The sequence below is a fragment of the Acidovorax delafieldii genome, assembly GCF_007993815.1.
Classification (GTDB): domain Bacteria; phylum Pseudomonadota; class Gammaproteobacteria; order Burkholderiales; family Burkholderiaceae_C; genus Acidovorax; species Acidovorax delafieldii.
In genome coordinates this window covers 56155-75940 of sequence record NZ_VJWE01000015.1, presented here as the reverse complement: position 1 = coordinate 75940, position 19786 = coordinate 56155, and the positions used below count along the sequence as shown (strand labels likewise).

17 protein-coding genes are annotated in these 19786 nt (G+C 65.0%); 10 read left to right on the top strand and 7 right to left on the bottom strand.

The features are described from left to right. Positions 1 to 39 precede the first annotated feature (39 nt). Positions 40 to 1005 (bottom strand): 3-hydroxyacyl-CoA dehydrogenase NAD-binding domain-containing protein, encoded by a 966-nt coding sequence (locus tag ATF69_RS16275; protein WP_146871629.1) that lies wholly within the window; start codon positions 1003 to 1005, stop codon positions 40 to 42. 10 nt (positions 1006 to 1015) lie between these two features. After that, positions 1016 to 2008 (bottom strand): Bug family tripartite tricarboxylate transporter substrate binding protein, encoded by a 993-nt coding sequence (locus ATF69_RS16270; RefSeq protein ID WP_056746992.1) that lies wholly within the window; start codon positions 2006 to 2008, stop codon positions 1016 to 1018. Positions 2009 to 2146: 138 nt separating this feature from the next. Between ATF69_RS16270 and ATF69_RS16265 the strand changes: the two genes are divergently transcribed. Next, a complete protein-coding gene (locus tag ATF69_RS16265) occupies positions 2147 to 2839 on the top strand; it encodes a Crp/Fnr family transcriptional regulator (protein ID WP_146871628.1) in 693 nt (230 codons plus the stop codon). A gap of 60 nt (positions 2840 to 2899) precedes the next feature. On the opposite strand, the gene ATF69_RS16260 is transcribed toward ATF69_RS16265, so the two are convergent. From ATF69_RS16260 to ATF69_RS16245, 4 genes are read right to left on the bottom strand one after another with little or no spacing between them, the layout of a single operon-like run. Continuing rightward, the gene (locus ATF69_RS16260) at positions 2900 to 3730 is read right to left on the bottom strand and encodes an alpha/beta fold hydrolase (RefSeq protein WP_146871627.1); all 831 of its coding nucleotides are present in this window, start codon (positions 3728 to 3730) and stop codon (positions 2900 to 2902) included. Beyond that, complete coding sequence (locus tag ATF69_RS16255) at positions 3727 to 5280, bottom strand: benzoate-CoA ligase family protein (protein WP_146871626.1); 1554 nt, start codon at positions 5278 to 5280, stop codon at positions 3727 to 3729. Before ATF69_RS16255 ends, ATF69_RS16260 begins: the two co-directional genes overlap by 4 nt. Positions 5281 to 5329: 49 nt before the next feature. Continuing rightward, the gene (locus ATF69_RS16250; protein ID WP_146871625.1) at positions 5330 to 6880 is read right to left on the bottom strand and encodes a 3,4-dehydroadipyl-CoA semialdehyde dehydrogenase; all 1551 of its coding nucleotides are present in this window, start codon (positions 6878 to 6880) and stop codon (positions 5330 to 5332) included. A gap of 54 nt (positions 6881 to 6934) precedes the next feature. After that, a complete protein-coding gene (locus tag ATF69_RS16245; protein ID WP_056746949.1) occupies positions 6935 to 7402 on the bottom strand; it encodes a 4-hydroxylaminobenzoate lyase in 468 nt (155 codons plus the stop codon). A gap of 191 nt (positions 7403 to 7593) precedes the next feature. Between ATF69_RS16245 and ATF69_RS16240 the strand changes: the two genes are divergently transcribed. The 9 genes from ATF69_RS16240 to ATF69_RS16200 all read left to right on the top strand — a co-directional run bounded on the left by ATF69_RS16240 (position 7594) and on the right by ATF69_RS16200 (position 18958). Continuing rightward, positions 7594 to 8535 carry a helix-turn-helix transcriptional regulator gene (locus tag ATF69_RS16240; protein WP_056746950.1) on the top strand — a complete coding sequence of 314 codons (942 nt, stop codon included), beginning with the start codon at positions 7594 to 7596 and terminating at the stop codon, positions 8533 to 8535. Positions 8536 to 8803: 268 nt separating this feature from the next. Beyond that, positions 8804 to 10474 (top strand): 2,3-epoxybenzoyl-CoA dihydrolase, encoded by a 1671-nt coding sequence (gene boxC, locus ATF69_RS16235; protein ID WP_146871624.1) that lies wholly within the window; start codon positions 8804 to 8806, stop codon positions 10472 to 10474. 41 nt (positions 10475 to 10515) lie between these two features. Then, the gene (gene boxB, locus ATF69_RS16230; protein ID WP_146871623.1) at positions 10516 to 11943 is read left to right on the top strand and encodes a benzoyl-CoA 2,3-epoxidase subunit BoxB; all 1428 of its coding nucleotides are present in this window, start codon (positions 10516 to 10518) and stop codon (positions 11941 to 11943) included. Positions 11944 to 12094: 151 nt separating this feature from the next. After that, positions 12095 to 13372 (top strand): benzoyl-CoA 2,3-epoxidase subunit BoxA, encoded by a 1278-nt coding sequence (gene boxA, locus ATF69_RS16225; protein WP_146871622.1) that lies wholly within the window; start codon positions 12095 to 12097, stop codon positions 13370 to 13372. A 256-nt stretch (positions 13373 to 13628) separates the two neighbouring features. After that, a complete protein-coding gene (locus ATF69_RS16220) occupies positions 13629 to 14429 on the top strand; it encodes a DUF3348 family protein (RefSeq protein ID WP_146871621.1) in 801 nt (266 codons plus the stop codon). Then, the gene (locus ATF69_RS16215; RefSeq protein ID WP_146871620.1) at positions 14426 to 17095 is read left to right on the top strand and encodes a DUF802 domain-containing protein; all 2670 of its coding nucleotides are present in this window, start codon (positions 14426 to 14428) and stop codon (positions 17093 to 17095) included. The genes ATF69_RS16220 and ATF69_RS16215 overlap by 4 nt, the downstream gene beginning before the upstream one ends. Then, a complete protein-coding gene (locus ATF69_RS16210; RefSeq protein WP_146871619.1) occupies positions 17092 to 17760 on the top strand; it encodes an OmpA family protein in 669 nt (222 codons plus the stop codon). Before ATF69_RS16215 ends, ATF69_RS16210 begins: the two co-directional genes overlap by 4 nt. Continuing rightward, on the top strand, positions 17757 to 18347 hold the full coding sequence (locus ATF69_RS16205) for a DUF2894 domain-containing protein (protein WP_146871618.1): 591 nt from the start codon (positions 17757 to 17759) through the stop codon (positions 18345 to 18347). The genes ATF69_RS16210 and ATF69_RS16205 overlap by 4 nt, the downstream gene beginning before the upstream one ends. Before the next feature lie 317 nt (positions 18348 to 18664). Next, the gene (locus ATF69_RS16200) at positions 18665 to 18958 is read left to right on the top strand and encodes a DUF4148 domain-containing protein (RefSeq protein ID WP_146871617.1); all 294 of its coding nucleotides are present in this window, start codon (positions 18665 to 18667) and stop codon (positions 18956 to 18958) included. A 249-nt stretch (positions 18959 to 19207) separates the two neighbouring features. On the opposite strand, the gene ATF69_RS16195 is transcribed toward ATF69_RS16200, so the two are convergent. Next, positions 19208 to 19783: a VOC family protein gene (locus ATF69_RS16195; protein ID WP_244303745.1), complete on the bottom strand. Its 576-nt coding sequence runs from the start codon at positions 19781 to 19783 to the stop codon at positions 19208 to 19210. Between the last annotated feature and the right edge of the window lie 3 nt (positions 19784 to 19786).

The window sequence follows — 19786 nt, the reverse complement described above, 5'->3', positions numbered from 1 at the left end:
TCGGGAACGATGGAGGTTCAAAACAGGGGACGCTGTGCCTCAGGTGTGCAGATCGGGATCGGGCTCGCTCAACAGGCCGGACACCTGCTTGGCGCGCAGCAACTCAATGAGCAAGGTATCCCGCGCACGGGCCAGATCGCTGGCTTGGCGCGTGCCCAGCGCCTGTGTGACGCCTTCGGTCACCTGGCGCTGCAAGGTTTCGGTCATGGACGGCGTGCCCAGGTCCTGCCACCAGCTTTCGATGGGACCGCCCAGGTGGGCCAGCAGGTGGGCTATGCCACCGTCGCCGCCCGACAGGTGCAGGTTCATGAACGGCCCCATCAGCGCCCACCGCAAGCCGGGGCCCTGGGAGATGGCTGTGTCGATGTCTTCCACAGTGGCTACGCCCTGGTCCACCAGATGAAAGGCCTCGCGCCAGAGCGCCGCCTGCAGGCGGTTGGCAATGTGCCCCTTGATCTCACGCTGCACGTGGATGGGACGCTTGCCAATGTGGGTGTAGAACGCCATGGCATCGGCCACCGCCTGGGGCGTGGTGCGCTCGCCGCCGCCCACTTCGACCAGCGGGATCATGTGCGGCGGATTGAACGGGTGGCCCAGCACCACGCGCCCGGGGTGCGTGCAATCCTTCTGCATGTCCGTCACCGCCAGCCCCGAAGAACTGGAGGCCAGCACCACATGCGCCGGGGTCGCTGCATCCATGCGGCGGAACAGGTCCACCTTGAAGTCGAGTCGCTCGGGCCCGTTCTCCTGGACAAAGTCGGCCTGCGCCAGAGCATCTTCCAGCCGCACATGAAAGTGCAGGCGCTCCTGGCTTGCCCCCGAGGTCAGCCCCTGCTGCGCCAGCGCCACCCAATGCGCGGCGACGGCGTCCCGCAGTCGCTGCTCGGCCCCTGGCGACGGGTCGGTGGCATGCACGTCCAAACCCCGTGCCAGAAAGTACGCGGCCCAGCTCGCGCCAATGGTGCCGGTGGCCACGACAGCCACGCGCTTCACGGTGTGTGCCATGGGGAACCTTTCAGGACTCTGCCGTGAAGCCGACCTTCTTCACCAGCGGGCCCCAGCGCTCATATTCGGCCTGTTGCGAGGCCAGCATCTCCGCAGGCGTAGAGCCCTTCGCGATGAGCCCCACCACGGCCAGGCTGTCCATGACGGCCTTGTCCTTGATCGCTGCGTTGATGGCGGCGTTGGCGGCAGACACCACGGCTGCTGGCGTGCGGGCCGGGGCGTAAAAGCCAAACCATTCCTCGGTCGTGAGTTCTGGAAAGCCCTGCTCTGCAAACGTGGCGACCTCGGGCGAAAACGGCGACCGCGCCTGACCCGAGGTGGCGATCAGCCGCAGCTTGCCCGCCTTGTGGTTGGGAATGAAGTCTCCGCTGGGCGTGACCATCGACGCGATCTGCCCGCCCACCACATCGGTGACGCCCGGGATGGAACCGCGGTACGGCACATGCTTGAGGTCCACGCCGTTGTTCAAGCCCAGCAGCGCACCGATGAAGTGTGGCGTGGAGCCCGCTGCGGGTGAGCCGTAGTTCGCCTGCCCGGGGTTGGCCTTGGCCCAGGCCAGAAAGTCCTTCACCGTCTTGACGGAGGCAGGCACCAGCGGCCCCACAGCCAGACCATGGTGCATGACGGCACCGATGGACACCGGCACAAAGTCCTTGGCCGGGTCGTAGCTCAGGCGGCTGTAAATGTGCGGGTAAATGGACGTGCACGAAAACGGCGACAGCGTGAGCACGCTGCCATCGGCGGGCGCCCCCTTGAGCGACTCCAGCGCGATGCGGCCGCCCGCGCCGGGCTTGTTTTCCACCACTGCGGGGTTGCGGGTGTAGGGCGATCCCGCCAGCTTCTCGCCCACCCTGCGCGCCACGCTGTCGCCCGCGCTGCCTGCGGGAAAGCCGTAAAAGATCTTGATCTGGTCGATGGTCTGCGCCCAGGCGGCCAGCGGCGACAAGGCCCCCAGCGCAGAGGCGCAACCAACGTGGTGCATGAACTGGCGGCGGGTGTGCATCATCATGTGTCTCCTGTGGATGGAGCCGTCATTATTTTTTGGCGCCCCTGCACATTCAGTCATCGCGATGACATTTGGACTCAGGGAATACGCTCACGCGCCTGTACAGCACACAGTGGCGCAGGAGACACTCTCACCATGTTGGTCAAACTGGCGCCCCCTACCCTCACCGATCTGCTGCTGCACTCTGCCTGGTTCCCGGCCTTGGACGGCGCCGCCCAGCAGCGGGTGATGGACGATGTGCGCGAGGTCGAAGTGCCCCAGGGCGGCGAGCTGTGCCGGCGCGGCCATACCCCCGTGCACTGGTATGGCGCCATCGAGGGGCTGCTGAAGTGGACTGTGACCTCGGGGGATGGCCGCTCGGTCACGCTCGGCGGACTGTCGGCGGGAAGCTGGTTTGGCGAGGGCACCTTGCTGCGCGGCACGCCCCGCACGGCCGACGTGATCGCACTGCGCCCCAGCCGCGTTGCGCTGGTGCCGATGGAGACTTTTGAATGGCTGCACGCCACGCAGCGCAGCTTTGACCACTTTCTGCTGCGCCAGATCAACGAACGCATGCACTGGTTTCTGGGCAACTTTACGGCCCACCATTTGCTCGATACCGACAGCCAGGTGGCCCGCGCGCTGGCAGGCCTGTTCCACCCCTGGCTGCACCCGGGCAGCGACACGCACCTGCAGGTGTCGCAGGAAGAAATTGCCAATCTCTCGGGCGTATCACGCCAGCGCTGCAACGCGGCGTTGAAGCGGCTGCAGGCCGCTGGCCTGCTGGAGATCAAATACGGCGGCATCACCGTGACCGACCTGGAAGGCCTGCGGCGTCAGGTGGAATAGCCCCTTTTTTTTGGCGTCACTGGGTGCATGGGCTACCGCCCGCTACTGCACCATCTGCCGCTATGTGGGCGAGTGGTGCGCTTGGATGAAGGCAACCGCAGCGGCCATCACCGCACCAGGCTGGTCACGGTGCGGAGAGTGCGCGCAGTCCGGCAATTCCAGCACCCGGGTGCCTGGCACCCGCTGAGCAATGCCCCGGATCTGGGCCAGGGTGCCGTATTCGTCATCACAGCCCTGGATGGCCAGCACGGGGGCGCGGATCTGGGCGACCTCTGGCTCGATGTTCCACGCACGGAAGGCCGGGTCCAGCCAGACGCGGTTCCAGCCCCAGAAGGCCGAACCCCCATCGTCGTGGTAACGCGCCAGCTTGTGGCGCAGATCAGTCTGTTCGTAAGCGTCCCGCGCGCGTTCGATGTTTTGCACCGTCACGTCTTCCACAAAGAGGTGCGGCGCCATCACCACCAGACCTTGCACGCGCTGCGGCCAGCGTGCAGCCAGCAACAGGGCAATCGATGCGCCATCGCTGTGACCGAAGAGCCAGGCGGCTTCCTGCACGCCCAGTGCATCGAGGAATGCGGGCACCACCTCGTGTGCCTGCTGGTGCATGAAGTCCACGCCCCACACCTCGTCCGCGCGCCGGGGTGTGGACCGGCCATAAGCAGGACGAGAGAACACCAGCCCCCGAAACCCACCCGCATCGCACAGCTGGCGCGGGAAATCCTTCCACATCGCCACGGAGCCCAGGCCCTCATGCAGGAACACCACCAAGGGGGCAGTGCTGCGCTCGGGGGCTATCCACTGGTACTCGATATGGACCGTGCGGTTGCGCCAGCGCACTGGCACATGCTCAGTGCGCCCCCCGGGGCTGGGAGCAACGCCGTTGGCACTCACGCCCGCTGCTCCCGTTCACGCAGCCGAAAGCGCTGGATCTTGCCGGTGGCCGTCTTGGGCAGCTCGGGCAAGAATTCGATCAGACGCGGGTACTTGTAGGGCGCCAGGCGTTCCTTCACAAAGTCCTTGAGTTCATCCGGTGTGACCGCCTGCCCATCTTTGAGCACGACAAACGCCTTGGTCTTGGTCAGGCCATCAGCATCCTGCGTGCCGACCACGGCCGCCTCCAGCACGGAAGTGTGCTGCATCAACGTGGCCTCCACCTCGAAGGGGGACACGTAAATGCCGCTGACCTTGAGCATGTCGTCGCTGCGCCCGGCGTAGGTGTAGTAACCCTCGGCATCGCGCACATATTTGTCGCCGCTTTTGGTCCACGCGCCCTGAAAGGTCTCGCGGGTCTTGGCGCGGTTGTTCCAGTACATCAGCGCAGCGCTGGGGCCCTGGATGTAGAGGTCACCAATTTCGCCCTGCGCCACCTCGCTGCCGTCCTCTCCGCGCAGGGAAATCTCGTACCCCGGCACCGGTTTGCCCGTGGTGCCGTAGCGCACATCGCCAGGGCGGTTGGAAAGAAAGATGTGCAGCATCTCTGTCGAGCCAATGCCATCGATGATGTCGCAGCCGAAATGGTCCTTGAAGCGCTGCGCAATCTCGGCCGGCAGCGCCTCGCCGGCAGACGAGCACATGCGCAGCGCCACCGCACTTCGGGAAGGCAGGCGGGGCGAGGCCAGCATACCGGCAAAACCGGTGGGCGCCCCAAAGAACACCGTGGGCTGGTGGCGCGTCCAACGCTCGAAGGTGGCGTCTGGCGTGGGTCGCTCGGCCATCAGCACCACTGTGGCGCCCACCGACAACGGGAAGGTCAGGCTGTTGCCCAGCCCATACGCAAAGTAGAGCTTGGCAGCCGAAAAGCACACATCCTTGTCGGTCAGGCCCAGCACCGCCTTGCCATACAGCTCGGCCGTCCACCACAGGCTGCCCTGGGTGTGCACCGTGCCCTTGGGCTTGCCCGTGGAGCCCGAGGAATAAAGCCAGAACCCAGGCTCGTCCGGGCCGGTGCGGGCGGGCGCAGTCAGCGCGGAGGTGCTGGCGATGGCGGCCTGCATGTCCACCGCCCCTGCAGCCAACGTGCCCTGCGGCTGCGACACCACGCAAGCACGCACCTCATGGTGGGGTGCCAGGGCCAGCGCCTCGTTCAGCACCGGCAGCAATGCGCCGGAGACCAGTGCCGCCTGCGCCCGGCAGTGCGTCAGCATGTAGGCGTAGTCGTCGGGCTTGAGCAGGGTATTGACCGCCACCGGCACCACACCCGCGTACAGGCACCCCAGAAACGCCACCGGCCAATCGATGGTGTCCAGCATCAGCAGCAGCACGCGCTCCTCGCGCCGCACGCCAGTGTTGGCCAGCACCGCCGCCAGCCGCCGAGCGCGGTCTTCCAGCGCGCTGTAGCTCAGGGTCCCCCGGTCGTCGATGTAGGCGGTGCGGTCACCCCGCGCGCGGTTGAGAGCAAACAGATGCTCTGCAAAATTGAACTGTTCCGGAAGGCTGTTCATGGCGTGTCTCCGTCGCGATGGTGTTGTCGTTGTGGGTGGGGCTGAGGGGTCAGCAGCCCAGCGCCGCGAGCACTTCGGGGCTGGCCTGCACCGCACTGCACTGGTGGTAGAAGTCCAGCGCCCGCAAGCCACCCAGCTCAGCACCACCACCAGCCCGGCCGGGCCCGCCATGCAGCGACATGGGCATGACATTGCCGTGGCCCGTTTGCGCAGTGGCCACTGCCGGCGTCACCACATGCACACGGCCATTGCTCGCAGCCAGCGCTACGGCGGCCTGGGCCAGGGCCTTGTCGTCGGCACCATAGAGCGAGGTCACCAGCGAGCCCTGGCCACGCTGCGCAAGGGCCAGCGCATGGGGCAGGTCGTTATAGGGCAGCAAGGTCGCCACCGGTCCAAACACCTCCACGTCATGAACGATGGAGGCCTTGTCGGCATCGCGCGCGCCCAGCAGCACCGGGCCGACGCAGGCGGCCACTGCAGGGTCGGCATCGACCAGCGGCCGCGTTCGGCCGTCATACACAAGGTCGGTATGGGCCCCCAGGGCGGCAATGCCTGCCTGCACCCCATCGAACTGGGCGCGGCTGACCAGCGAGCCCATGCGCACTTCCGGGTTGCGGGGGTTGCCCACCACCACGCGGGCCAGCTGGGCGCTGACAGCCTCCGCCACCGCAGCGTACGACGCAGTGGGGACCAGGATGCGGCGGATCGCGGTGCACTTCTGGCCTGACTTGACGGTCATCTCACGAACGACTTCGCGCACCAGCAGGTCAAAGGCCGAACTGCCCGGCGCCGCGTCGGGCATCAACAGCGCGGCATTGAGGCTGTCCGCCTCGATGTTGGCGCGCACCGAACGCTGCGCCACCGCTGGATGCGCGCGGACAACGCCCGCCGTCTCGGCAGAGCCGGTGAACGACACCACATCAAAGGGTTGCAGCGCGTCCATCAAACCCGCCGAGCTTCCCGCGATGATCGACAGTGCACCGGCGGGCAACACCCCTGCGTTCACCACGTCCTGCACCATGCGCTGGGCCAGCCACGCCGTGGATGTGCCGGGCTTGACGATGACCGGCATGCCCGACAGCAAGGCGGGCGCAGCTTTTTCCCACAGCCCCCAGGCGGGAAAGTTGAACGCGTTGATGCACAGCGCCACCCCTGGCCTCGGCACCTGCAGGTGCTGCGACTGAAAGACCGGTTCCTTGCCCAGCCTGACCGCGTCCCCGTCACGCAGCACGCGCACATCGCCCAGCGCATCACCCCATTTGGCATATTGGCCGAGCGTGAAGATGCCGCCGTCGATGTCCACCGCAGAGTCCGTCTTGACGGTGCCGGAATTGGCGGTGGCGATGTCGTAGTAGCTGTCGCGGTGCGCCTGCAGCACCTTGGCGACCGCGCCGAGCATGGCGGCCCGCTCGCGATAGGTGGCAGCGCGTAGCGCAGCTCCCCCCTGTTCGCGGGCAAACGCAAAGGCCTCGGGCAGATTCAACCCCTTGGCGTCCACCCGCACCAGGGCGGTGCCCAGCACAGGATCGCGCAGCTCAGTGCCGGGCCCTGTTCCGTGTTGCCAGCGGCCGGCAACGTGGTTGGCGAGCAATTCAGTCATGCAGTCAATCTTTCAGAGCAAGAAAGTCAATAGGGAGCAGCGCTGGCGCCAGCCCTAGCGGGTGAACTGGATCTGCCCCTCGGGCAACAGGTACAAAACCAGCGCCCTGCCGCGCGCCACCGTAGGGTGGTGGGCACTGCCGGGCGGGTAGACGCACCAGCCGGCAGGGTGGCCGTCAAACAACGCCTCCCCCTCCAGTGGCATGATCAAATCGATTTCGCCCTGCGGGTGGGTGTGGTGGGGGCCAGCAATGTTTTGCATGTCCACCACGTCCACAGAAAACCGGTGCAAGGCATCTTCGGGCTTGAACACACGGCCATAGCGGATGCCGCCGCCTTCGCGTTCACACAGCCAGCCTTCACGTGCGCCCTGAATGCACGCCTCCCGCAAGCGCTGGTAGGTCGCACTGGTGGGGCCGTGCGCGGTGTTCAGCCATTGCGCCAGAGCGGCATCCAGGGGTTTGCCAGCGAGCTGGGCGGTCAGATCAACCAAGGCTTCGTGAAACGCAGTTTTGTCGGACATGGGCAGTGGGTGCAGCTAGAGTCGGGGCCCAATCTGCACCGTTTTTGATCCACCGCCTTGCGCGCATCCAAAACATGCAGTATTTTGCCAATTGATGAACCATAGTTACCTCAAAGATCCATGTCAAGCACTATAGTGCATGAATGGCGTTTTCCCTGAGAAGATCAGGGCGCTCCATGAAAAGGATGGGTATGAATGAAACAGAAACGGCGGGGCTGCTCGCACCCGCCTCAGCGCAGGAGGGTGCGCAGTCATCGGCCGAGGAGCCCAAGAACCCTCTTCTGGTGTCGCTGGGCGAGCGCGTTCGCAATCTGCGTGCACAGCGGGGCCTGACCCGCAAGGCGGTAGCGGTGGCCGCCGACGTGTCGGAGCGCCACCTGGCCAACCTGGAGTACGGCACGGGCAACGCCTCCATCCTGGTGCTGCAGCAGGTGGCCCATGCGCTGCACTGCTCGCTGGCGGAGCTCGTGGGCGATTTCACAACGCAATCGCCCGAATGGCTGCTGATCCGCGAACTGCTGGAACACCGCAGCGAGCCCGAACTGCGGCGTGCCCGCCTGGCGTTGCACGAGCTGCTGAGTGGGGGGCACAACGACGCAGCAAGGCACCGCCGCATTGCGCTGGTGGGTCTGCGGGGGGCGGGCAAATCCACCCTGGGGCCGCTGCTGGCGCGCGAGCTGGATGTTCCCTTCATTGAACTGAGCCGCGCCATCGAGGCCCTCGCCGGGTGCAGCGTGCGCGAAATCCACGACCTGTACGGCACCACCGCCTACCGCCGCTACGAGCGCAGGGCGCTGGAAGAGACCATCCAAATCCACAGCGAGGTGGTCATTGCCACGCCGGGTGGCATTGTGTCGGACCCCGCCACTTTCAACGAACTGCTGGCCCACTGCACCACGGTGTGGTTACGGGCCGCGCCCGAGGAACACATGGGGCGTGTGGTGGCACAGGGCGACATGCGCCCGATGGCCGCCAGCAAGGAGGCCATGGACGACCTCAAGCGCATCCTGGACGGGCGCGCTGCTTTCTATTCCAAGGCCGAAATCACGGTGGATACCTCCGGCCAGACCCCCGAGCAGAGCCTGCAGACCTTGAGTGCCAGCGTGCGCAAGGCCATGGCCCGCGTGGCGTAAAAACCTGCATCCGGTCTGAACGGCTGCCGCCCGGACATCGGCGCCGCAGCACCCACGCCCATCCCGGCACAGCACAGCGCCCGCCACCGCGGCGGCCTGTGCAGCTCGCCCCTCCCAATCGACCCGTGCACAGCTCTCAGCAGAGCTGCCCGTCTACCCGAATGCCATCGGCAAAAAAATGCATTGACACACCGAACAACATGCATGATGATGCACATCAACAACTGCATATAAGCACTATATTGCATTAATTCTCCACGGAGACCTCATGGCAGACCTCACCCACGTTCCCGAACGCGTTGACTACCGCACTGATCCCACGCAGTACCGCCACTGGACCTTGTCGGTCGAGGGTGCCATTGCGCGGCTGTCCCTTGACATTGCGGAGGACGGAGGGATCCGTCCTGGCTACAAGCTCAAGCTCAACAGCTACGACCTGGGGGTGGACATTGAGCTGCATGACGCGCTCAACCGCATCCGCTTCGAGCACCCCAACGTGCGCAGCGTCATCGTCACCAGTGGCAAGGACCGTATCTTTTGCTCGGGCGCCAACATCTTCATGCTGGGTGTGTCCAGCCATGCCTGGAAGGTCAACTTCTGCAAGTTCACCAACGAGACGCGCAACGGCATTGAAGACTCCTCCAAACACTCGGGCCTCAAGTTCATTGCGGCAGTGAATGGTGCCTGCGCGGGCGGTGGCTATGAGCTGGCACTGGCGTGCGATGAAATCATCCTGGTCGATGACCGGTCGTCTGCCGTGTCGCTGCCCGAAGTGCCTTTGCTGGGCGTGTTGCCCGGCACCGGTGGGCTGACACGTGTCACGGACAAGCGCCACGTGCGGCACGATCTGGCCGACATCTTCTGCACCAGCGTGGAGGGTGTGCGTGGCCAGCGCGCGGTGGACTGGCGCCTGGTGGACCGTATCGCCAAGCCCGCGCAATTTGCCGTCACGGTGCAAGAGCGCGCCGCCGCCCATGCACAGACCAGCACCCGCCCCAGCGGAGCACAAGGCATTGCCCTGCCACGCGTGGAACGGCAGGACCATGCCGACGGCATGCGCTACCAGCACGTGACGGTGGACATCGACCGCGCACGCCGCACGGCCACGCTGTGCATCCGCGCCCCCGAGGGAGCGCAGCCCGCCGACACGGCAGCCATTGAAGCAGCGGGCGCCGCCTGGTGGCCGCTGGCACTGGCCCGCGAGCTGGACGACGCCATCCTGAACCTGCGCACCAACGAACTGGACATTGGCACCTGGCTGCTGAAGACCGAAGGGGATGCGCAGGCGGTGCTGACCAGCGATGCCATCTTGCTCGCGCATCAGGACCACTGGCTGGTGCGCGAGACCATCGGTGCCCTGCGACGCACGTTTGCCCGTCTGGATGTGTCCTCACGCAGCCTCTTCGCGCTGATCGAGACGGGATCGGCTTTTGCCGGCACCCTCGCAGAACTGGCCTTAGCGGCAGACCGCACCTACATGCTGGCCCTGCCCGACGCGCCAGAGCAGGCCCCAACGCTCACCCTGAACGCATTCAACTTTGGCCTGCTGCCCATGGTGAATGACCAAAGCCGCTTGCAGCGCCGCTTCTACGAAGAGGCGGGCCCGCTGGAAGCGGTCCGCGCTGCCGCGGGCCGGCCGCTGGACGCAGACAGCGCACTGGCGCTGGGCCTAGTCACGGCAGCCCCCGACGACATCGACTGGGCCGACGAAATCCGTATCGCCATTGAAGAACGCGCCGCCATGTCGCCCGATGCGCTGACCGGCCTGGAGGCCAACCTGCGCTTTGCCAGCAGGGAGAACATGAACACCCGCATCTTCGGGCGCCTGACCGCGTGGCAGAACTGGATCTTCAACCGCCCCAACGCCGTGGGCGAGAAGGGCGCGCTCAAGGTTTACGGCACCGGCCAGAAGGCCGGGTTTGACCAGACGCGCGTCTGACCCCCTGCCCTGCATTCGATTTCCATCCAGAGGAGCACCCCATGAGCAGCATCAACTACAGCGAGAAGATTCCCAACAACGTGAACCTGGGCGAAGACCGCACGTTGCAGCGCGCGCTAGAAGGCTGGCAGCCCAACTTCATCAACTGGTGGGACGACGTGGGTCCCGAGGGCTCCACCAACCATGAGGTCTATCTGCGTACCGCCGTGAGCGTGGACCCGAACGGCTGGGCCCAGTTCGGCCACGTGAAGATGCGCGACTACCGCTGGGGCATCTTTTTGAACCCAGGCGACAGCAACCGCGAGATCCACTTTGGCGACCACAAGGGCGAAAAAGCCTGGCAGGACGTGCCCGGCGAGCACCGCGCCAATCTGCGCCGCATCATCGTGACCCAGGGCGACACGGAGCCTGCCTCGGTCGAGCAGCAGCGCCACCTGGGCCTGACGGCGCCCAGCATGTACGACCTGCGCAACCTGTTCCAGATCAATGTGGAAGAGGGCCGCCACCTGTGGGCCATGGTGTACCTGCTGCACAAGCACTTCGGCCGCGACGGCCGCGAGGAGGCCGAAGCGCTGCTGCAGCGCCAGTCCGGCGACGAGAACAACCCGCGCATCCTGGGCGCGTTCAATGAAAAGACGCCGGATTGGCTGGCGTTTTTCATGTTCACCTACTTCACTGACCGTGACGGCAAGTTCCAGCTCTCGGCCCTGGCAGAGAGCGCTTTTGACCCGCTGGCGCGCACCACCAAGTTCATGCTGACCGAAGAGGCCCACCACATGTTTGTGGGCGAAAGCGGCATCTCGCGCGTGCTGTCGCGCACCGCACAGGTGATGAACGACCTCAAGACCGACGACCCTGCCAAGGTGCGTGCTGCTGGCGCCATCGACCTGCCCACCGTCCAGCGCTACCTCAACTTCCACTACAGCGTGACCATCGACCTGTTCGGCGCCGACCAGTCGAGCAACGCCGCCACGTTCTACAGCTCGGGCCTCAAGGGTCGCTACGAAGAAGGAAAACGCACGGACGATCATGTGCTCAAGGGCCAGACGCACAAGGTGCTGGAGGTCAAGGACGGACAGCTGCTGGAAAAAGAAGTGCCCATGCTCAACGCGCTGAACGAAGTGCTGCGCGACGACTTCATCAAGGACTCCATGGCGGGCGTGGGCCGTTGGAACAAGGTGCTGGAGAAGGCGGGCGTCCCCACCCGCCTGGTGGTCCCCCACAAGGCCTTCAATCGCCAGATCGGCGCGCTGGCGGGCATCAAGATGTCGCCCGACGGCCGCGTGGTGAGCGAGGCAGAATGGACCGCGCGCAAGGCCGAATGGCTGCCCACGCCCGAAGACTTTGCGTTTGTGGCGTCGTTGATGGGCCGTGTGGTCGAGCCGGGCAAGTTCGCCGGCTGGATCGCGCCCCCCGTCATGGGCATCAACCGCCAGCCGGTGGATTTTGAGTACGTGCGTTTTAATTGATCGCAGCTGAGTTGCCCGTGCCGCATTCGCCGCCCCTGGCAAGACGGCGCGAGCGGCACGGCGAGTCGGGCTCTGCGTTGTGGCACACCGAATGCTTCCACTGTATGCAAGGTCCCAGCACCGGTAGCCGGATATTGCTCGAAGAATGAATATGGACACCCACACGCTGATCGACAACGGCATCCTGAAGCAGCATCTGATCGACCCAGAGATCTGCATTCGCTGCAACACCTGCGAGGCCACCTGTCCGGTCAACGCGATCACGCACGACGACAACAACTACGTGGTGCGAGCCGATGTGTGCAACGGCTGCATGGCCTGCATCTCGCCCTGCCCCACGGGTTCCATCGACAACTGGCGTGCGGTGCCAGTGGCCCGTGCCTACACCGTTGAGGAACAGTTCAGCTGGGAAGAACTACCGGGCGAGCTTGCCCCCTATGAACTGGTCGCAGCAGGCGGAGAGCCCGCCACAGAGGTAACGGCGCTGCAGCAAGCCCCCGAAGCGCCTGCTGAGCCGGGCACGCAGGTGTTTCGCTCCGCCCAGTACGGAGCCACGGTACCGCCCTGGTCTGCAGCCCATCCTTACACCAATCTTTTTCCGCCCAAAAACCCGACCACAGCCACCGTGGTCGGCAACTTCAATTGCACCGAAGCGGGTTTTGAGAGCGAGACCCACCATGTGGTGCTCGATTTCGGCAGCATGCCGTTCCCCGTGCTGGAAGGGCAATCGATTGGCATCATCCCGCCGGGCGCCGATGCGCTGGGCAAACCGCACCACGCGCGCCAATACTCGGTGGCCAGCCCGCGCAACGGCGAACGCCCCGGCTACAACAACCTGGCGCTGACCGTGAAGCGCGTGACCGTGGACCACGATGGCAACCCTGTGCGAGGCGTTGCCTCCAACTACGTTTGCGATCTGAAGGTGGGCGACAAGGTGCAGGTGGTGGGGCCGTTCGGCAGCAGCTTCCTCATGCCCAACCACCCGCGATCGCACATCGTGATGATCTGCACCGGCACCGGCAGCGCTCCCATGCGCGCCATGACCGAGTGGCGACGCAGGCTACGCAACAGCGGCAAGTTTGAGGGCGGCAAGCTCCTGCTGTTCTTCGGCGCACGCACGCAGCAGGAACTGCCCTACTTCGGCCCACTGCAAAGCCTGCCCAAGGATTTCATCGACATCAACCTGGCTTTCTCCCGCACGCCCGGGCAGCCCAAGCGCTATGTGCAAGACCTGATGCGCGAGCGCGCCGCCGACCTGCTGGCCCTGCTGCGCGATGACAACAGCCACTTCTACGTCTGCGGCCTCAAGGGCATGGAAGAAGGCGTGGTGATGGCGCTGCGTGACATCGCCCAGGAGGCGGGGCTGAGCTGGGACGCCCTGGGTGGGACGCTTCAGCGCGAAGGGCGACTGCATCTGGAGACGTACTGAGGCGGGCATGGCATCGGCCTGAGCCAAACTCAAGCCATGGCGCCCCCCCAAAAAGGCCCATTGGCCGGGCCTCGGGGCGCTGCATGGAGCCCTTTCCCTTGTGTAACAGCTGCAACGCCAGACGCTGACCGGCAGACTGGTCTGTCGTTCCTGCGAAAATAGCGGGCTTTGCCTTCGGGAGGACTCCTTCCCCCGATGCACGCGCCGCCGGACCGTCCCGCTCGGCCGTGCCCACCCAGTGCACAGCCTTCACGGGATGACCCAACACCACCGACTCAACAGCTCACGCCTCGTGGTCCTGCTCCAGCAATGGACGCGGGAAGCCAGCGAGCGGGCCGCGCCTCCGCTACCAGCAGCCAAGCCCCCCGATGTGGCAGAGCAGCTGAGCCTATGGCTGGGAACCGTGGACGCCGTCCAGCTCAGCCGGGCGCTGCACGCGATCGAGAACCTGCCATCGCAGGCAGCGACTGCACAGCACCCGGCAATGGCGCTGAACATGACGGTACTCGCCGGCCTGGTAGCGAAGGTTCAGGCCGACCTCGAAGTGCAGCTGGCCACGAGGCCCACTGCACCCAAGCCACTGCGAGCCCGGGCGGACAACACCCCCGTGGAACTGCCCGACCCGAGGGTGGACAAGGATTTCGCCACCCACGCGCCACGCTATCTGGACCTGCAAAAGCAGATGGAGCTGCGGCTGCAGCCCCTGCGGGCACAGTTGCGCCAGGCGATCGCACAAGGTGCCCCCAGATTGCGCCAGGTGGCGGCGCTGGACGCTGTGATGGAGCGCATGCTGGCACCGCGTGAACAACGGCTGTGGGCCTTGCTACCCGCGCACCTGGAGCGCCGTATGGCGCACCGCCACCGGCAACACCAGCACAGGCTGACCACCCAAGGGTTGACCGATGAGCCTGCGCGCTGGCGGCAGGCCGGAGGCTGGCTGTGGGCCTTCGAGCGCGACATGCAGGCCCTACTTGCCGCAGAGCTGCAAACGCGCATGGAACCGATCACGGGACTGCTGGAAGCAGCACAGAACGACACAACAGGACAACAGGAATGAACAAGAGTGTGATGACAGCCATCTTCGCTGCGGGCCTTGCAGCCGCTGGCTGGGTGGGCTGGGGTTTTGTGGGCCACAGCCCGCTGGCACTGGCAATGACGGTGATGATCGCCGCCACCTACCTGCTGGGAGCTTGGGAGCTGATGCGCTATCGCGCGGCCACCGCCTCGCTGACGCGTGCGCTAGAGGCCCATCAAGAGCCCCCTGCCCTGGATGCCTGGCTGGAAAGCCTCAACCCCGCACTGCGCCACCCGGTTCGCCAACGTATCGAAGGAGAGCGTGTAGCCCTGCCTGGCCCTGCACTCACGCCTTACCTGGTGGGGCTGCTGGTCATGCTGGGCATGCTGGGCACCTTCGTGGGCATGGTGGTGACATTCCACGGCGCCGTGTTCGCCCTGGAGGCCTCAGGCAACCTGGAATCCATCCGCAATGCACTGGCTGCGCCCATCAAGGGGCTGGGTCTGTCGTTCGGCACGTCCGTCGCGGGGGTCGCCACATCGGCCGCACTGGGCTTATTGTCCGCCCTGAGCCGCCGAGAGAGGCTGCAGGCGGTGCGCCAGCTGGATGCGCGCATCCCCACGCTATTCCGTGCCTTCTCGTCCGCCCAACGGCGCGAGGACACCTTGCTGGCCCTGCAAGCGCAGGCCCAGGCCCTGCCACTGATTGCCGATCGCCTGCAAGCCATGATGGAAGGACTGGAGCGCCGCCACAGCCAGCTCAACGACCAGCTGCTGGCGCAACAGCAGGGGTTTCATCAAGAGGCCTCTGCCGCCTACACCCAATTGGCGCAGTCCGTGGGTACATCGCTGCAAGACAGCCTGAGCACCAGTGCCCAGCAGGCCACCGCCGCCATGCGCCCGGTGGTGGAACAGGCCATGGCAACGCTGGCACAAGAGTCCCAGCGCACCCACGAGCGGCTGCGAGAGCACACAGGCCAGCAGCTGCAAAGCCTCAGTGCGCAATGGGAGGGCACAGCACGCAAGGTGGCCGACACCTGGGCCAAGGCGCTCGACCAGCAGTCGAACACACAGGGCGCGCTGACCGCCCAGTTTGAGGTTGCAGTGCAAAAGCTCACGCAGACTTTCGACACACGCTCGAAAACACTGCTGGACTCCCTGCACGTATCGGCTGCACAGCAACAGGCTGCCCAGGCGGAGTCCGGCCAGCGGCGACTGCAAGGCTGGGAGCACTCCATGCAGGACATGGCTCGCAACCTGGCCAGCGAATGGCATCGGGCGGGCAATCAGACGCTGGCCCAGCAGCAGGAGGTGGGCCAGGCCTTGGAGCGCACCGCACAGCAGATGGACCGGCAATTGCAAGCCACCACCCAGGCATTTGCACAACAGGCCGAAGCCCTGGTCACCACACTGCAGGCGACGGTAGCCGAAGCCCACGGTGCGCAGCGCGCTGCGGATACGCAGCGGCTCGCCGACTGGACGCAGTCCATGCACCAGATGGCCCAGAAACTCAGCGGCGAATGGCAAAGCGCGGGGGCACAAACTGCCGAACAGCACCAGACAACCGGCGCGGCACTCGCCCAAGCAGCCCAGCAGCTGGAGCACCGCCTGCAGTCAGCCAACAACGCATTTGAAGAACGCTCCGAGGCCTTGCTGGCTGCATTGCAAAGCACCGTCACCGATGCTCAGCAGGCGCAGCGCGACGCCGATGCGCAACGGCTGGCAGGCTGGAGCCAGTCCCTGGAGAGACTGGCCCACACGCTCAGCGCTGAATGGCAGCGCGCAGCCACACAGACCGTGGAACAACAGCGCGCCCTGATGCAGACCCTGGAAGACACCGCCACGCAAGTGAGTCTGCGACTGAACGCCCAGGTGGACCGTACATTGGGCAGCGCCACCGCGCTGATGGAGCAATCCGACGCCCTGCTGCGCACACGCATCGACAACGAAGCGCAATGGGTGCAAGCCCAGAGTCAACGCATGGATGCGCTGACCCTGGTGTGGCGCGAGGAACTGACCACCCTGCGCGATGCAGAAGCCGCGCGCGGACAGGCGGCAGTGGACCGCCTGGATACTCTGCAAGCCGCCGTGGCAGAGCACCTGGCCACCCTGGGCGCTGCGCTGGAAGCCCCCCTCACGCGCCTGCTGCAGACCGCCTCCGACGTGCCGCAAGCGGCGGCCGAAGTCATTACCCAGTTGCGGCAGGAAATGACACGCCTGGGCGAACGCGACAACCTCGCACTGGCCGAGCGCACGGCCATGACACAGCAGCTGGGCAGCCTGCTGCAATCCGTGAACGAAGCCGCTGTGCAGCAGCGCGCGGCCATTGACGCACTGGTGGGTTCCGCCGCCGAGGTGCTCGAACAGGCGGGCCAGCAGTTTGCACAGGCCCTGGGCGCACAGGCGGGCAAGGTGGACGAAGTGGCAGCGCAGGTTGCGGCCAGCGCCATCGAGTTGTCCAGCCTGGGGGAATCCTTCCAGCACGGCGTCGGCCTGTTCAGCGCCAGCAACGAGAAGCTCGTGGAGAGCCTGCAAGGCATGGAGGACGCCCTTCGCGAGTCCATGGGCCGCAGCGACGAACAGCTGGCGTACTACGTGGCGCAGGCCCGCGAGGTGATTGACCTGAGCATCAGCGCACAACAAGGCATCGTGGAAGACCTGCGTCGACTGCATGGCAAGGCCACGGCAGAACAAGGGGCGCCCGCGTGACCGGCGTGGACGACACCCTGGATGATGCTACCGACCAGACGGCACCGGTGTGGGCCGTCTTCGGCGATCTGATGGCGGGGCTGCTGGGTGCGTTTGTACTGATCCTCGTGGGCGTGCTGGTGGTGCAGATCGACCTGGTGGCCAGCCTGCAGCAGGAAGTGCAAAAGCGCCAGATGGAAGAGCAGCGGCGCATGGCGCTTGAGAAGGCCCTGGCCATTCCGCTGGCCAGCGGGCGCGTGACGGTGAACAACGGGCGCATTGGTATCAGCGGCAGCGTGCTGTTTGCCACCGGTTCGGACGAACTGCGTGCCGAGGGACGGCAACTGCTCAAGAGTCTGGTTCAGCCGTTGGGGGTTTACTTGCGGGAGCGCGACGAAATGCTGATGGTCAGCGGCTTCACCGACAACACCGCGCTGCTACGCGGCAGCCAGAAGCGTTTTGCGGACAACCTGGAGCTGTCAGCCCAGCGTGCACTCACCGTGACCCGGGCTCTGATTGACGAGGGCATGCCATCGTCCCAGGTGTTCGCCGCAGCCTTTGGCGCCGAACAACCCGTGGCTGACAACAGCGACGAAAAAGGCCGTGCACAAAACCGCCGGGTGGAGATGGCCCCAGTCCCCAAGGCCGCCACCCCCCGGTCCACCGAGTCTCCCCGCGCACCATGACAGATCCCCGTCTGGAGGCATTGCGTGCAGTGGGCGCGCACCACAACGACCCCGCGCGTTTTCACTACCTGGAGATCCTGGCGCGCCGCCTGCCTGGCCAATCAGCGGCCGTGCAGCGGCTGTTGGCGCACAAGCTCGATACGGCGCTGGCGAGCTACCCCGAAAGCCCGCCCCACACACCTCCATCACAGGGCAACCAACGCCCCGCCCCTGCAGCATCTGCGCTGGCACAACTGAACCAAACCCTGGGAACCCCTCGGCGCAGCATCGCCAGGGACGACCCCTTTGCGATGGACAGCGCTCCATTGCCCGCGCTCAAAAGCGTGCGCCATTTCAGCGAGGTCTGGTCGCACATCGCCGCCGAGCAGCAGGTGGTGCAGGCCCTGCACAGGGGGCCTGAGAACGCCGGGCCACTCAACGCCCACAAGCTGATGCTGCGCTCACTCAACCTGATGCGCTCCCTGTCCCCCGACTATTTGCGCCATTTCATGGCGCAAATGGACACCTTACTGTGGCTGGATCAGGCAAGCACCCGAGCCACAAGCCCCGCTCCGCGTTCGGTGCGCAAGACACGCAACAAGCCATAGACCGATAGATCCGCAGGCCTGCAGCCAGGGCACAAACCACTGCTGTGTAGTCCCCGGCCCAACGCCCGGGGCGATGGAAACTGACGCTTCGGCGCCTCCAACCACTGACGCGAAACGTCACAGTACGTGGCCCAGCCATTGTTTTCAAAACTGGAACAGTTAGTTTGCGACTGAGTGGTTTTTCCCTGAACACCATCGGCGTACAGTTCATCCCATCGATGAGCCGAACCCGCAAGGCGACTCACCGAACCCGGTTCAGGAATGGTTTTTGATCCGGCTTTTTTGAGACGCTTTTTTAGCTTTTAAGGATTTTCATCATGAACAAGACTGCCCGTTTCCTCTCCGTCGCCGCTGTTGCCGCTTTCGCCGCTTTTGGCGCCCATGCCGATGAAGCCGATGGCTCGCAATTTGCCCTGAAGTTCGATACGAACCGCACCCGCGCTGAAGTGCAAGCCGAAGCTGTAGTGGAAGCCAAGACCCACAACATGGAACCCGCAGGCTCGCGTGTGGTGACCTACAAGTCCACCGCTGACCGCGCTGTCGTGCGTGCACAGGCTGCCGAAGCCGTGCGCACCGGCCAGATCCCTTCGGGCGAATTCAGCGCCATGTAATTTGGCAGACCAACTGCTGAGATTGGTTTGAAGCAGTTGCGGGACTTCCCATGGGGGTGGCACTTCGCGCGGTGCGGGTGCTGTTGCCATGGGGAGTGTTTTAGACAAGCACTCACTCCCGCACTGATCAAGCAAACGGGGCTCCCATTGGGAGCCCTTTTTGTTGCGTGCGAACACAAGCAAAACGTCGAACGCCTGTTGCATCTCCAAGCCGAAAGCCTTCGCGTTATCGCGAAAAACGAGCGTTCGCTACGCGCTCCCGGCCTTCAATGCCGCGCGTCGTTCAGCAAACTGCGCAGCCCACTCGGATACCGGCATAAAGCTGGGGTCCGAACGCACCACACGCTCCGTCTGGGCCCAGATGGCTTCGTCATCCTGATCCAGGTCCAAAGGATCACCGTGGGGCTGGCTCACGTACCAAGGAGTGTCCAGATAAACCTCCACCGTGTTGTCTTCCGGGTCCATGCAGTAAATGGATATCGCATTCCCGTGGTTAAGCCCACGCATCTTCGACGCGCCCAGTGCCAAGGCGCGGCGACGCGCCTCGCGCAGATGATCAATGGTCTGGACCTTGAAGGACAGCTGCATCACGGTGCTCGGGGCATCTTCACCCCGCCCTCCAGCCAGCACCAACTGGTGGTGCTGATCACCGCGCCCGCTCAGAAACACGATCTCGAAGCGAAAGGTCACGCCCTGGCCACGATCAGTCTCCTGCATGTCGAACACTCCGGTATAGAAAGCCTTCATCACCTCCAGGTCACGGCAAAAAATGCCACAGTGAGCGAGATTGGCGGTATAGGGTGGGTTCACGTTGCGAGACTCCATGGG